This window comes from uncultured Campylobacter sp., assembly GCF_938045535.1.
Classification (GTDB): domain Bacteria; phylum Campylobacterota; class Campylobacteria; order Campylobacterales; family Campylobacteraceae; genus Campylobacter_B.
This window is the reverse complement of the sequence record NZ_CALIMQ010000039.1, coordinates 1-13290: the sequence shown is the minus strand read 5'-3', so window position 1 is coordinate 13290 and position 13290 is coordinate 1. Positions and strand designations below refer to the sequence as shown.

The following is a 13290-nucleotide window of genomic DNA, read 5'->3' as shown; positions in this document are numbered from 1 at the left end:
TCTACGGCGACCACATCGACGCCGTCTGTGATCAGGCGTCTGGTTATATTTAGCGCAGGCGACTCCCGCAAATCGTCGATGTCCGGCTTAAAAGCAAGCCCCATGCACGCGACTTTAGGCTTTCTGCCGTTTTGCAGCTCAAATTTTAAAGCGGCGTTTTTGATTTTTTCAATACACCACTCAGCTTTGTGATCATTGACCTCTCTTGCAGATTTGATCAGCCTTGCTTCGTAGCCGCCCGCATGCACTATAAACCACGGATCGACCGCTATGCAGTGCCCGCCTACGCCGCAGCCCGGGCTTAAAATATTAACTCGCGGATGACGATTTGCTAGCGAAATGAGTTCCCAGACGTTAATGCCGAATTTATCGCACAAAATGCTAAGTTCGTTTGCAAAGGCTATATTTACGTCGCGGAAAGAATTCTCTGTAAGCTTTGACATCTCTGCAGTTTTTGAGTCAGTCTGTAAAACTTCGCCTTCTACGAATTCTGCGTAAAATTCCGCTATTTTTTTAGTAGCAATTTTTGTAGTTCCGCCTACGATTCTATCGTTTTGCGTAAGCTCTTTTAAAATTTTACCCGGCAAAACTCTCTCCGGGCAATGAGCGATATAAATTTTAGAAATATCAACACCGCCATTTTTTAAAATTTCACCTATCTTTTCGGTAGTACCTACCGGTGAAGTGGATTCTAAAACGACCATGTTATCGTCTTTTACGTATGGTATTATAGATTTTGCCGCACTTATGACATAATCGATATTTGGCGCGTATCCATCTCGAAACGGCGTCGGAACAGCTATGATAAAAACGTCTGCGAAATCAGGCTTAACATCTGCTTTTAAATTTCCGCTTTCTACTGATTTTTTTACAAGCTCCCCAAGCCCTTGCTCTACGATATGAATTTTGCCCTGATTGATCGTATCTACGACGCTCTGTACTACATCAACGCCGTGGATTTTATAACCCCTATTTGCCAAAAGTGCTGCTGTCGGTAGGCCGATGTATCCAAGGCCTACTATACAAATTTTTTTCACAATGTTTCCTTCAAAAAATCGAGTATCCTTCTGCATGCTTTTCCATCGCCGTAAGGACTTATACTTTGGCTCATTTTATCATATTCATCTTTTAAATTTAATAATTTTTGCGCTTCTTTTACGATATTTTCTCGCTTCGTTCCGACCAGCCTCACGCATCCCGCTTCTATCCCCTCGGGGCGCTCGGTTCTGTTTCTAGTTACCAAAACGGGCTTGCAAAGGCTCGGCGCCTCCTCTTGGATGCCCCCGCTATCGGTGATGATCATATACGCTTTACTCATCAGATACACGAATGCGTCGTATTCCAGCGGATCCATCAAGAAAATATTCGGTAGCCCTGATAAAATTTCCTTCACCGGCTTTTGGACGTTCGGATTGAGATGCACGGGATAGAGGATGTCCACGTCGGCGTTATTGGCGGCTATTTCGCGCAGAGCCTCGCAGATATTTATGAAGCCTTCACCGAAATTTTCCCGCCTATGACCTGTTACGAGTATAAATTTTCTCTCGCTAAGATGAAATTTAAAATTTATGGAAGATAAAATTTTATCCCGTAAGGCCGCATCGCGCTCTATCTTATCGATAGTCCAAAAAAGCGCGTCTATAACGGTGTTGCCGCTTACTACTATGTTTTCTGCGCTTTTGCCCTCTTTTAATAGATTTTCTTTTGCGCCCGCGGTCGGCGCAAAGTGGTATTTGGCTATCAGGCCGGTGATCTGCCTATTTATCTCCTCTGGGAAGGGCGAATAGATATCGTGCGTCCTAAGACCCGCTTCGACATGCGCCACATCAATCTTTTGATAAAATGCGGCTAGCGATACCGCGCTTGTCGTAGTCGTATCGCCGTGGACAAATACGATGTCCGGTTTGTAGCGCTCGAATATCCCGCGCATACCGAGCAGCACCCCTGACGTGACGTCGTACAGATCCTGAGACTGTTTCATTAAATTTAGATCAAAATCGGGCTTTATCTCAAAGAATTCCAAAACTTGATCGAGCATCTGTCTGTGCTGCGCCGTGACGCAAACCTTCACTTCAAATTCCGCGTGCTTTTGAAATTCCTTTATTAACAAAGCCATCTTAATGGCCTCCGGACGCGTCCCAAATACTATTAAAATTTTTCTTTTCGTCATAAACTCCCCTAAATATCGATTTTTTAACCAAATTTATCGCCGTAATTTTAATTAAATTTTGCTATATCGGCGCTTAACAATACATAAAATCACCTATTTGTCGCTACTTGGATGGTATAGAATGTTCTTTGCTTTAAAGCCGGCTAAGATTTATTTTAAATTATCAAAAAATTCTATCGCAAAATCATCAAAAATTTTACCTTTCAAATGTGCTTTGCAAAATTCCACGATGAGCCCGTGAAATAGTGCATATGCGCCGTTTTCGTTCTCCAGCTTATCTGCTTTTGCCGTCGCATCGCAGGGAGAGTTGGCGGAATTTACAAACTCATATATCCGCTCAAATTCCAGCTCGCCTAGCCACGCGTTAAGCTCGTCATAGCTTTCAAACTCATAGCCCAAAGCCCCGAGTAGCCGCGCTGAATAGCTGTCCGCGACCATCACCGCACGCTCGCACGCGTAGCACAAGATCGCATCGCAGCTCTCCGCGCCGATCCCTTTGCGCGCTAGCAGCCACTCGCGGCTAACGCCTGATTTAAAGCTCTCAAAATCCCCAAAATCCGCGATTATCGCTTTGCAAAGCAAGCTTAGGCGCCTAGCTTTTTGATTATAAAATCCGCTTACTTTGATGATCTGCGCAAGCTCCGCTTCCTCTAGCCCGGCGATGCTTTCTAGGCTCAAAAGCCCCTTGCTACGCAAGTTTTGCAGTGCCGCATCGGCATTGCGCCACGCTGTATTTTGGATCAAAATCGCCCCCACGACCACCTCAAAGCTTCCAAACCCTGGCCACCAGCGCAAATCCTTGATTTTCACGGCGCGAAAAAGCGCGATAAAAAGCTCGGTCGCGCTCATTTCGCGCCTCCAAAATTTCTAGCGTAGTTTCTAAAACTTCGCGCGGCGGCGGCGATTTTTTGCGCGCATTCTAGCACGACGATAAAATTTACGCCAAATTTAAATTCGCGCGCCGTATTCATCTGCCGCCGCCTTTTAAATTTGCAAAAAATTCCTCGCCAAAGCTTAGGAAAAACTGCTTTGCCGCCCGACCGCTGCGGCTTGCGCGAAGCATCGCAAACTCACGCGCCTTTGCATGCAGTTCGTCTAAATTTGCAGCAAAGCTCAAGCGAAATTCCGCCGCGCTCATGCCTTGCGCAGCCGCAAAATAGGCATCTACGATCTGCAAATACTCCCGCATACTCCCGCCGTAAAAGCTTAGCTGTAGCCCGAAGCGCTCGCTAAGGCTGATTCGCTCGTTCGCCGCATCGCTTAGGTGCAGCTCGCCGCAGCTTATCTGCGTGGCGTCGTTATCGCTTGCGCATTCGCCTACGATGTGGCGGCGATTGGATGTCGCATACATCAGCACGTTACGCGGCGCGCGCTCCAGTGAGCCTTCAAGTAGCGGCTTTAGGTGCTTGTAGCCGCTCTCGCCGAGCTCAAAGCTCAAGTCGTCGCAAAAGATGATAAATTTAAAATTTGTTTCGCGGATCGCGTCGATTATCTCCGCGAGATAGCCCAGATCATCCCTGCCGATCTCGATGATCTTAAGGCCTTGCGGGATAAATTTAGAAAAAACCGCCTTCGTAAGGCTTGATTTACCGCAGCCGCTCTCGCCCCATAAAAGTGCGTGGTTGGCGCTGCAGCCGCGTAGGAAAGCGTCCGTGTTTTTTATAAGAGCCGATTTTTGGCTCTCTAGCCCCACGAGTGCGTCAAGATCAGTAAAATCGATGTCTCGGACGATCTTTAGCGCCTTTTTGCTCGCGCGAAAGACGGTGGCTTGCACCGTGCGCCAATCAATCGCGCTAAAATCGCTAAAGTAAATTTGCTCGCTGGCGCCGCTTTGCGCGCTTTTTAGGACGGCTTGCGGCGCTAAATTTAAACCGCTCACCGAGTCTAAATTTAACTTTTCGCTCCCGCTTTTGCTCGCGCTTTTTTTGATATTTTCATCGCAAGTTCGCATTTTTTAGCTCCCTTCGCAGATAGATCAAAATTTCGCTTATCACGTCGTCATCATCGCGCGTCTGCGCCTTTAATCGCACCTTATCGCCGTTTGCAAGGGTGATTAAGATATTTTCGTCCATGCTCGAAATCACGCGTAAGCCGAGCTTCGTAGCCAAAACCTTAATCATCATCACGTCGATGAATTGCTTAGTGTAAATGTCCGCGCGCCCGAAGCGATCCTCGATCTCGCCGAAAATTTCAAGCACTTCGCTCGCCTCTGCGCACTTGCTAAGCCGCCTGTAAAGATCCAGGCGCAGGCGATCCTCTCTGATAAATTCCGAGTTTAAAAAGGCGTTTACCGAAATTTTAAGCTCCACGCTCGCAGCGGCGCTCTTTCTGCTTAGCAGCTTGCCGATTTCTTCTTCAAGCATCTTTAGATAAAGCGAGTAGCCGATCGCTTCGATATGCCCGCTCTGCGCCTCTCCGAGCAGATTTCCGCCGCCGCGAATCTCTAGATCGTGATACGCTAGCACCGAGCCGCTGCCCAAAAACGAGTTGCTCTCAAGCGCTACGAGCCGCTTTAGCGCGTCCTGCGTAAGAGCGGTTTTATCCTCGATCAAAAAGTAGCAAAAGCCCTGCTTATTGCTGCGCCCGACGCGGCCGCGCAGCTGGTGCAGATCGGCGATACCGAATTTATCAGCGTTTTCGACGATGATTGTATTTACGCGCGGCATATGAATGCCGCTTTCTACGATGCTGGTGCAAAGTAGCAGATCGTATCCGCCCGCTACAAATTTTAAAATTTCATCTTCCGTCGTCTTGGCGTCGATCTTAGAGTGCAAAATTAGAATTTTAAGGCTCGGCAAAATTTCAAGCAGCTTCTTTTTGGCGCTTTGCATCGTCGCGATGTGGTTATGAACGTAAAAAATCTGCCCGCCGCGTCGCAGCTCGCGCGAAATCGCCTCTTTTATGATCTTTTCGTCCCACTGCTTGACGAAGGTGCGCACGTCCAGGCGATCCTGCGGCGGACTAAGCAGCGTGGAGTAGCTTTTAATCGAGCTTAGCGCCATATTTAGACTGCGCGGTATCGGCGTAGCAGACATACTAAGCAGGTGCGAGGCGGCGCTTTTCTCTTTGAGCCGCTCCTTTTGCTTAACGCCGAATTTATGCTCCTCATCGATGATTATAAGCCCTAAATTTGCGGGGTTTAAATTTAAAAGCGAGTGCGTGCCGACTACGACGATCGCCTCGCCGCTTTGCAGGCGCTTTAAAATTTCACTCTTTTGCCTTGCGCTACTGAAGCGATCGAGCTTGAAAACGGGAATTTCAAACTCCCTAAAGCGCTCGCTAAGCGTGGCGTAATGCTGCGAGCTAAGTAGCGTAGTGGGTACGAAAAACAGCACCGAATGGCTGCTGCGGATGCAGGCAAAGATCGCATTCATCGCGACCTCGGTCTTTCCAAAGCCCACGTCGCCGCTAAGCAGGCGGTCCATCACCTTGCCGCTTTGCAGATCCGCCAAAATCGCGCCCACCGCCTTTTGCTGATCGCTCGTGTAGCTAAAACCGCTTGCGCTTAAAAATTTCGCATAATCTGCGCTTTCGTTTTTGATGACGAGCCCTCGCACGAGCTCGCGCTTTGCCGCCAACGCAATGATCTTTGAAGCGATCGCGAAGAGCTTTTCGCGCACGCGCTCCTTGATTTTTGAAAAGCTCGCCCTGCCCAGATGATCCAAGCTCACCGCGCCGCCGCTTGCTACGTAGCGATCGATCTTATTTAGATACTCTACCGGCAGCAGCAGCTTGTCGCCGCCCTCGTAGAGTAGGGATACGAACTCCTTACTGCGCCCCATCACCTCGATGAGCTCAAGCCCGTTAAATTTAGCGATACCGTGATCTTCGTGCACGACAAAATCGCCCACGTTCAGCTCATCCAGCGCCAGGCTCGATCTTCGCACGCGCTTTTTAGGCGCCGCTTTGTTTAGCGAAAGGATGATCCGCTCGGCGCTTATTAAATTTACGACGAAATCCTCGCGTAAAATTTCGATATTGCTAAATCCACTAAGATCAAACGGCGCGAGCAGCGCGTCGTTTCGCGCGATCAGCGTGATAGCCTCGCTGCGGTGGAATTCAAAAAATTCCTGCGACGGCGTCACGGCGAGGTCTTTAAATTTGCGCGCCACGGGCAATACCTCGATCGCGTCTAAAAAATCTAAATTGCGCTCGGAAAAAATTTCATCCTTTTTGATCTCGTGCAGCAAGACGCAATCAAACGCCTCTGTGTAATCTACGAAGCCGTCAATAAACCAAAACCCGAGCGAGCCCAGATCGCGGGCTAACGCGTCGCTGTCCGCGCGCGATATCTTTTCGCTCACGCTCTCAAACTCGTCCTCGCTTAAATTTGCCAAAAACGGCGCTATCTCGGCTTGCGCAAGCTCCTGTCTTTCGCTTTTTTGCGTCGCGACGTCGAAGCGCCTGATACTCTCGACCGTCTCGCCGTCGAGCAGAATTCTAACCGCGCTTTCGCTCCCTACCGAAAAAATATCGATAATTTCGCCACGGAAGCTAACCTCGCCCATACTTTCGACGATATCGCGCACGTCGTATCCGAGGCGCAAAATTTCCTCTTTCAGCTCGCTTAAGTTTAACTCTTCGCCAAATTTTAAATTTAGCGGGCGCAGATGGCTTGCAGCGGGGAGTTTGTTTAGGATCGTGCGGACGGGCGAGATTAAAATTTTTTTGCCGTTTTCTTTGTAAAAAGCGCTAAGAGCGGTGCTGATACCCGCAAGCTCGCCCATGTAGCTGCGCAGATCCTCGCCGAAGCTCGCTCTAAAATCGGGCAGGCAAAAGGCTGCGTAGCCCATAAATTTAAGCACCTGCTCGCACGCCGCGGCTTCCTTTTCGTCCTCGCAGATCAAAAGCTCTTTTTGGTTTTGCAAAAAATATTCGTAAATTTCAGCCTGCATCTTGCCCTACTTTAGGCTTTCGATCTGGTGCTGCACGACGTTTGCGATCTCCTGCCACGATACGTTAGGCTCCAAGGTTGAGATATTTTTAAAATTCTGCGCGTTCCAGCTCATAAAATTTGCAGGATCGACGCTTTGAGCCAAAAACCTAACTTCGTAATGCAAGTGCGGGCCGGTGCTGTAGCCGGTGTTACCGCTATAGCCGATGAGATCGCCCTTTTTAACCCAAGAGCCGGGCGTTACGACCGCGGAGCTAAGGTGGCCGTAGCGGGTCTCAAAGCCATAATTGTGCGATAGAATCACTAAAATTCCATATCCGCTGCCACTACCGCCTGCAAACTGCACAAAGCCCTCTGCTGTCGCAAACACCGGAGTGCCCTCACTCGCTCGCAAGTCGATGCCGTGGTGCATCCTCATAACGCCGCTGATTGGATGAGTACGCATCCCAAAAGGGCTAGTAACGCCGCGATACTGCATCGGAAGTCCATTAGGCACAGCGCTAAGAATCGCGCTCGCCGTCTTTTCGCTAGCTGCGATGTGCGCGCCGGAGCCCTTTTTGCGCTCCTTTTTCATCTCATTCATCGCAAGCATTACCTGGATATCACTATCCAGCCCGCCTCCATCGTCTTCGCGTCCGTCCAGCTTTGCAAGCACCTCCTCATTTTTGCCCTCAAGCGCGATATTTTGCTCTTTTAGCGCGAGATTTTCGGCATATAGGGTTTTGTTTAGCTCCTTTAAATTTGATCGGTCGCTCGCGAGTTTAAAGATCGCAAAAAACAGAACGAGCAGAAAAATTACAAAAAACGCGGATAAAATTTTAAGTTGAAATCTAAAATTTTCGCCAAAATACAGCGTCTTGGTGCCAAAGTGATCACTTAGGGTGAGTTTAGTTTTAGCCACAGCGCGCCTCAAGCCATAAAATGAAATTTTCTACCAAATGAAACGAGCCGAAAACCAAATACTCCTCGTCCGCTCTAAGCTCGCCGCGAAACGGTGAATGCGGAATTTTAAGCGCGTCAAGCGCACGGGTTATCGCCTCTGCCGCCATTTCGCGATCCGCAACCTCGTAGTTAAAGATCTCCACGCGCTCTACCACGGGCGCTAAAGTCCGCAGCACTGCGGCTACGTCTTTATCGGCAAAAGCGTTGTAAATCAGCACGATCTTTCTACCCTCGTAGATTTCGGTAATTTCGCGGGCTACTTGCTGCGCCGCAAGCTCGTTGTGCCCGACGTCCACGCGCAAATTCGGCGCCAAAACTTCCATCCTGCCGCATAAATTTAGAGGCGGTAGCTGCGAAATTTCAAATTTCAAATTTAAAAATTTCATCGCGGCAAGCGCTAGGGCTAAATTTGAAATTTGAAATTTAGGCAGATTATTGTGCGCGCAAAATTCCGCAATCTGCGCTCGCTCGCTCTTGCTTAAAAGCTCTGCTGCAAACCTCAAATGAGTTCCTTTTTGCTCTGCGATCTGCCGCGCGATACGAAGCGGAACCTCGCTCATCTCGTCGCTTAAAATCGCTTCCTTATCCATCGTAATGAGCTTGGTGTGGGCGATTTGCTCTAGATTTTGTCCTAGCATGCCTAAATGATCGGTGCCGATCGGTGTAAAAAGCGACAGCATGCGCCCAAAGCTCGACGTAGCGTCAAACTCGCCGCCCATCCCAGCCTCGATCACGCAGTAATCGCAATCCCTAAAAAGCACTGCCGCCGCAAGCGTGAGATACTCGAAATATGACAGGCTATCTTTAAACTCTGCAGGCAAGCTCTCTTGCAAAAACTCATGCGCGAAATCAAGCTCCTCATCCGTAGCATCGCGCCCTAGCGAAATGGGAAGCGAGCTTTGAGCGGATTTGGAATTTGATCTTAGCTGAGATTTAAAATTTTGTTCCGGCGAGAATTTTAAATTTTGCTCAGACGGCGATTTGAGATCTTGCGAATTCCATAAATTTTGTGTAGAAGCAGAATTTTGCGTATCGATCGAATTTCGCGCGATGGAATTCTGCTCGCTACAAAAATTTCGTGTGGTAGAAACGAAGCTTTGCAGGGCAGAATTCTGCTCGCCGTGCGAATTCTGAGTGGCGATAAAATCCTGCGTGGTGGAATTTTGCAAATTAGAAATAGAAATTTGAGAGGCGGAATTTTCTCTGTTCGCAAAATTTTGCATCTTTGCGGAATTTTGTTTTTCCGTAAAATTTGACGCCGAAGCGGAATTTTGCTCGTTTTTAAAATTTGAAGCACCTGAATTTAACGCAAAAACGGGGCTTTGCGCGATGTGTCCGCCTAGATAGATGCGCTCGTTGAGCTTAAAAACGTGCGGGCTGGTGTAGTGCCCGACGTTAAAGCCCGCTGCGGCGATCGCGTTAGCCAAAAACCGCCCGGTGCTGCCCTTGCCGTTGGTGCCGATGATCTGAATGACGTTTTTGAGCGGAATTTTATCTTTAATGGCGGCATACGCCCGCGGGAAGCGCTCATAGTCGATTTTTTTGTAATAAATCGGGCGATTTTGCAAAAATTCTTTAATGCTGTGCCCGCTCAAGTCTGAATCCCCTAATCGCAAGCGCCGAAATAAACTCGTCAAACGCCTGCGTGGAGGCATTTTCGATCGCCTTGTAGCGGTCCTTATCGCTAATGATCGAGCTCGTATCGTAGCTATTTTTGACTAAGCGGCTAACTTTAAAATCGTAATCTCCCACGCAATCCTTGCTGAAAACCTCGCCGTTTTTAAGCTTGGTACTAAAATTTACGACAAGATTTGCGCGGTAGCTAGTGACATAGCCGAACTGATCGTATGAAAGCTCGCTAAAGCTTAGGCTTTTTATGCTCGCTACTACGATCGTCTGCGCCGAGTTTTTATCTGCAAGGCTCATCCCTAGGCGCTGGACTATACCCTGCCTGATTGCATCTTTGATCGCGACAGTGTTTTGCGGATCGGTCTTGCTCATCATCACATCCACAAATACGCTTCCATTCATCGTCTCTTTCGCGATCCTTGAAACGGGCTTGTAGCCGCAGCCGATTAAAAAAATCAAACAAAAAACGGTTAAAGCTTTTCTCATCTTCGCCTACTTTATTACCAAATTTACGAGCTTGTTTTTGACATAAATTTCTTTTACGACGCTCTTGCCCTCTAGCCATTTGACGCAGTTTTGCTTCGCAAGGTTTAAAATTTCGCCCTCGCTTAAGCCAGCGCTCGCCTCAAACTCAGCGCGTTTTTTGCCGTTAATCGTGACGGCAAGCTTGATCGTATCGCTCTCAAAGACCTCTTCGCAAACTCGTAGCTCGCCGAAATTTCGTCTTTTAAACAGCTTCTCGCTAAGCTCGGCGCAGATGTGCGGCACGATAGGCTCAAGCAGGTTTAAGATCACAAAGTAACCCTCAGTAAATACGTCTTTGTTACTCTGCGCGTTTAGGGCGTTTAGCGCCTCCATACACGCGGCGATTAGGGTATTGAAAGCAAAGCTGCTCTCATAAACCTGCTGTGATTTCTTAAGCGCCTCATAAACTTTAAGGCGGGCATATTTTTCCTCTTTGTTTAAAGCGGCGTGGTCGATCTGCGGAATTTTATCCGTAGCGTAGGCGTTTTCGGCGCGATCGTAGAGGCGACCAAGAAATTTATACGCGCCCTCTACCGCGCTGTCGTTCCACTCAAGCTCCTTTTGCGGCGGCGCGGCAAAAAGTATAAAAAGTCTCGCCGTATCGGCGCCGTAGGTCTCGATAATGTCATCGGGATCGACGGTGTTGCCCTTGCTTTTGCTCATCTTCGCGCCATCTTTTAGCACCATACCCTGAGTTAGCAGCCGCTCAAACGGCTCGCCGTCGCGTAGATAGCCTATGTCGCGAAGAGCCTTTTGGAAAAATCTCGCATACAAAAGGTGCAAAATCGCGTGCTCGATGCCGCCGATATATTGATCGACGTTCATCCAGTAATTCACGCTTTGCTCGTCAAACGCCCGCTGCCGCCACGTCCGCTCGTCGCTTGCATAGCGCGCGAAATACCACGAGCTTTCAAAAAAGGTATCGAGCGTGTCTGTCTCGCGCACTCCGTCGCTGCCGCATTTAGGGCATTTGCAAAACTTCCAGCTAGGATGCGTATCGAGTGGATTGCCCTTACCGGTGATTTTAATATCCTGCGGAAGCTCTACGGGCAGATTTGAAATTTCTTCGCTTACCAGCCCGCATTTTGGGCAGTGGATCATCGGGATCGGCGCGCCCCAGTAGCGCTGGCGGCTCACTCCCCAATCGCGCAATTTAAAATTTACCACGCGACGTCCGAGCTTTAACTCCTCAAATTTTGAGATAACGGCGCTTTTTGCCTTCTCGCTATCCATGCCGCTAAATTCCGCGGAATTTACCAAAACTCCGCTATCTACGTAGGCTTTGCTAGCGTCGTAATCGCCGCTTTTAGGAGCTATGCTTTGAATGATCGGCAGGTTAAATTTCTTTGCAAACTCGAAGTCTCTCTCATCGTGCGCAGGCACAGCCATGACCGCGCCGCCGCCGTATTCGGCTAGGACGAAATTTGCGGTCCAAACGGGGATTTTTTTGCCGCTCAGCGGATGAAGCACGCTGATTCCGAGGCTCACGCCGTCTTTATCGCTTGCTTGGCGCTCTCGTGGACTTTGATTTAAAATTTCTCTCACCTTCGCCGCAGCTTCGGTGCCGAGTAAATTATTATCCAAAAGTCTCTTTACGACCTCGTGCTCCGGCGCGACCGCCGCATAGCTCATGCCGTAAATCGTATCGGGGCGCGTCGTAAAAACTTTAAAGCCCTCGATACCGCCAAGTTTGGCGCTGCTTTGCTCGTCAAATTTAAAGTCAAATTCTAAACCCTCGCTGCGCCCGATCCAGTTTTCCTGCATCGTAAGCACCTGAGCGGGCCACTTGCCCTCAAGCTGCTTTAGGCAATCCAAAAGCTCCTGCGCGTAGGCGGTGATTTTTAGGTAGTAGCCAGGCATCTGCTTTTGCACGACCTCGTTGCCGCAGCGCCAACACCTGCCCTCCTCGACCTGCTCGTTGGCAAGCACCGTCTGATCGTGCTCACACCAATTGACCACGGCGCTTTTTCTGTAGATGAGTCCTTTTTCAAAAAGTTTGATGAAAAATTCCTGCTCCCAGCGCGTATAAAGCGGATCGGAGGTAGCGAGCATGCGACGAGCCGAAAAGCTAAAGCCAAGGCGGTGCAGCTCATTTTTCATATAATCAATATTTTCGTAAGTCCAAGTTTTAGGGTGAATGCCGTGTTTGATCGCCGCATTTTCCGCAGGCATGCCGAAGCTGTCAAAGCCGATCGGCTGAAGCACATTGTATCCGCGTAGTCTATAATATCGACTCAGCGCGTCGCCGATGCTGTAGTTTCGTACGTGCCCCATGTGAATGCGGCCGCTTGGGTAAGGAAACATCGAAAGGATATATTTTTTAGGCAGGCTGTAATCGTCCTTAGGCTCGAAAACTCCCTCTTCGTCCCAAATTTTCTGCCATTTAAGCTCAATACTTTTACTATCGTAAGGCATTTTGCGCTCCTAGAATTCGTCTTTAGTTTTTGCCGACTCGATCGCTATTAAAATTAGCGAGAAAAAGTTTGCAAGTAGCGCGCCGATCGCAAGCGAGGTCACGATCGATAGATCTCCCGGCGCTACTACAATCAAAACGAACGCCGGTATGAGATGCAGATCCGCTACGAGCGAGCTTGCAAAAAGCTCAGCTGCTAGCATATTTCGCACGCCTACCTTCAAAAGCGTCGAGACCGCATTCACGCTGGTTGCTATGAAAAGTAAAATTTCATTCTTCTCATACAAAAACCCGCCTATCGTAGTCATACTCATCAGCGCAAAAAATATGTAAATTACCCTTCCCCAGTTCATCTTTTATCCTTACACCGTGCCTTTTTCATACATGGCGCGATTCTTTTCTTTCTCTTTGATACGGCGCTGTTTTTCAGCTAAAAACGCGCGGTACTTTTCAACGTTAAATTTAAACAAAATCAGCATCGGAGCAGCTACAAATACGGAGCTGAAAGTTCCTGCTATGACGCCTATTAGCATCACGAAGCTAAAGCCGTGGATCATCTCGCCGCCCCAAACGAATAAAATCACGATGACGATGAGAGTCGTAAGCGAAGTAAGCAGCGTGCGCGATAGCGTGTGAGAGATCGATTCGTTTATAACCTCATCAAGCTTAATCGATTTACTATCTTTTACGCCTTCTCGAATTCTATCGAAAACAACG

The 13290-nt window shown here is 48.7% G+C and carries 11 protein-coding genes and 2 pseudogenes; all 13 read right to left on the bottom strand.

The features are described from left to right. On the bottom strand, positions 1-1040 hold a 1040-nt coding region (gene wecC / locus Q0095_RS01535; protein ID WP_297880722.1), incomplete at its 3' end, for a UDP-N-acetyl-D-mannosamine dehydrogenase. Then, positions 1034-2170, bottom strand: a complete 1137-nt coding sequence (gene wecB, locus Q0095_RS01530) for a UDP-N-acetylglucosamine 2-epimerase (non-hydrolyzing) (RefSeq protein ID WP_297880720.1) — start codon at positions 2168-2170, stop codon at positions 1034-1036. The genes wecC and wecB, both read right to left, overlap by 7 nt. Before the next feature lie 150 nt (positions 2171-2320). After that, a complete protein-coding gene (locus Q0095_RS01525; RefSeq protein ID WP_297880718.1) occupies positions 2321-3019 on the bottom strand; it encodes a 3-methyladenine DNA glycosylase in 699 nt (232 codons plus the stop codon). Continuing rightward, on the bottom strand, positions 3016-3141 hold the full coding sequence (locus Q0095_RS01520; RefSeq protein ID WP_297880715.1) for a hypothetical protein: 126 nt from the start codon (positions 3139-3141) through the stop codon (positions 3016-3018). Before Q0095_RS01520 ends, Q0095_RS01525 begins: the two co-directional genes overlap by 4 nt. Then, a complete protein-coding gene (locus Q0095_RS01515; protein WP_297880714.1) occupies positions 3138-4121 on the bottom strand; it encodes an ATP-binding protein in 984 nt (327 codons plus the stop codon). The genes Q0095_RS01520 and Q0095_RS01515 overlap by 4 nt, the downstream gene beginning before the upstream one ends. Beyond that, positions 4105-7065: a DEAD/DEAH box helicase gene (locus Q0095_RS01510; protein WP_297880711.1), complete on the bottom strand. Its 2961-nt coding sequence runs from the start codon at positions 7063-7065 to the stop codon at positions 4105-4107. The genes Q0095_RS01515 and Q0095_RS01510 overlap by 17 nt, the downstream gene beginning before the upstream one ends. A 6-nt stretch (positions 7066-7071) precedes the next feature. Next, complete coding sequence (locus Q0095_RS01505; RefSeq protein ID WP_297880709.1) at positions 7072-7965, bottom strand: M23 family metallopeptidase; 894 nt, start codon at positions 7963-7965, stop codon at positions 7072-7074. Next, positions 7958-9229 (bottom strand): bifunctional folylpolyglutamate synthase/dihydrofolate synthase, encoded by a 1272-nt coding sequence (locus Q0095_RS01500; protein ID WP_366805925.1) that lies wholly within the window; start codon positions 9227-9229, stop codon positions 7958-7960. Before Q0095_RS01500 ends, Q0095_RS01505 begins: the two co-directional genes overlap by 8 nt. Positions 9230-9349: 120 nt before the next feature. Further along, positions 9350-9544: pseudogene (locus tag Q0095_RS10215) on the bottom strand (bifunctional folylpolyglutamate synthase/dihydrofolate synthase); the annotation flags it as partial. Between the two features lie 37 nt (positions 9545-9581). Beyond that, positions 9582-10121 (bottom strand): LPS assembly lipoprotein LptE, encoded by a 540-nt coding sequence (lptE, locus tag Q0095_RS01495; protein WP_297880705.1) that lies wholly within the window; start codon positions 10119-10121, stop codon positions 9582-9584. A 6-nt stretch (positions 10122-10127) separates the two neighbouring features. Next, positions 10128-12575: a leucine--tRNA ligase gene (gene leuS / locus Q0095_RS01490; protein ID WP_297880703.1), complete on the bottom strand. Its 2448-nt coding sequence runs from the start codon at positions 12573-12575 to the stop codon at positions 10128-10130. Between the two features lie 9 nt (positions 12576-12584). Beyond that, entirely contained in the window at positions 12585-12926 is a 342-nt protein-coding gene (locus Q0095_RS01485) for a DUF6394 family protein (RefSeq protein ID WP_005872279.1), read from the bottom strand. Positions 12927-12935: 9 nt separating this feature from the next. Continuing rightward, positions 12936-13290, bottom strand: a pseudogene (gene secF / locus Q0095_RS01480) (protein translocase subunit SecF); the annotation flags it as partial.

Bases quoted from the DNA above. Each gene is read 5' to 3' on its own strand.
- Q0095_RS01510 (WP_297880711.1), bottom strand. From the start codon at position 7,065: ATGCAGGCTGAAATTTACGAATATTTTTTGCAAAACCAAAAAGAGCTT.
- wecB (WP_297880720.1), bottom strand. From the start codon at position 2,170: ATGACGAAAAGAAAAATTTTAATAGTATTTGGGACGCGTCCGGAGGCC.
- leuS (WP_297880703.1), bottom strand. From the start codon at position 12,575: ATGCCTTACGATAGTAAAAGTATTGAGCTTAAATGGCAGAAAATTTGG.
- Q0095_RS01520 (WP_297880715.1), bottom strand. From the start codon at position 3,141: ATGAATACGGCGCGCGAATTTAAATTTGGCGTAAATTTTATCGTCGTG.
- Q0095_RS01500 (WP_366805925.1), bottom strand. From the start codon at position 9,229: ATGCAAAATTTTGCGAACAGAGAAAATTCCGCCTCTCAAATTTCTATT.
- Q0095_RS01525 (WP_297880718.1), bottom strand. From the start codon at position 3,019: ATGAGCGCGACCGAGCTTTTTATCGCGCTTTTTCGCGCCGTGAAAATC.
- Q0095_RS01515 (WP_297880714.1), bottom strand. From the start codon at position 4,121: ATGCGAACTTGCGATGAAAATATCAAAAAAAGCGCGAGCAAAAGCGGG.
- Q0095_RS01485 (WP_005872279.1), bottom strand. From the start codon at position 12,926: ATGAACTGGGGAAGGGTAATTTACATATTTTTTGCGCTGATGAGTATG.
- lptE (WP_297880705.1), bottom strand. From the start codon at position 10,121: ATGAGAAAAGCTTTAACCGTTTTTTGTTTGATTTTTTTAATCGGCTGC.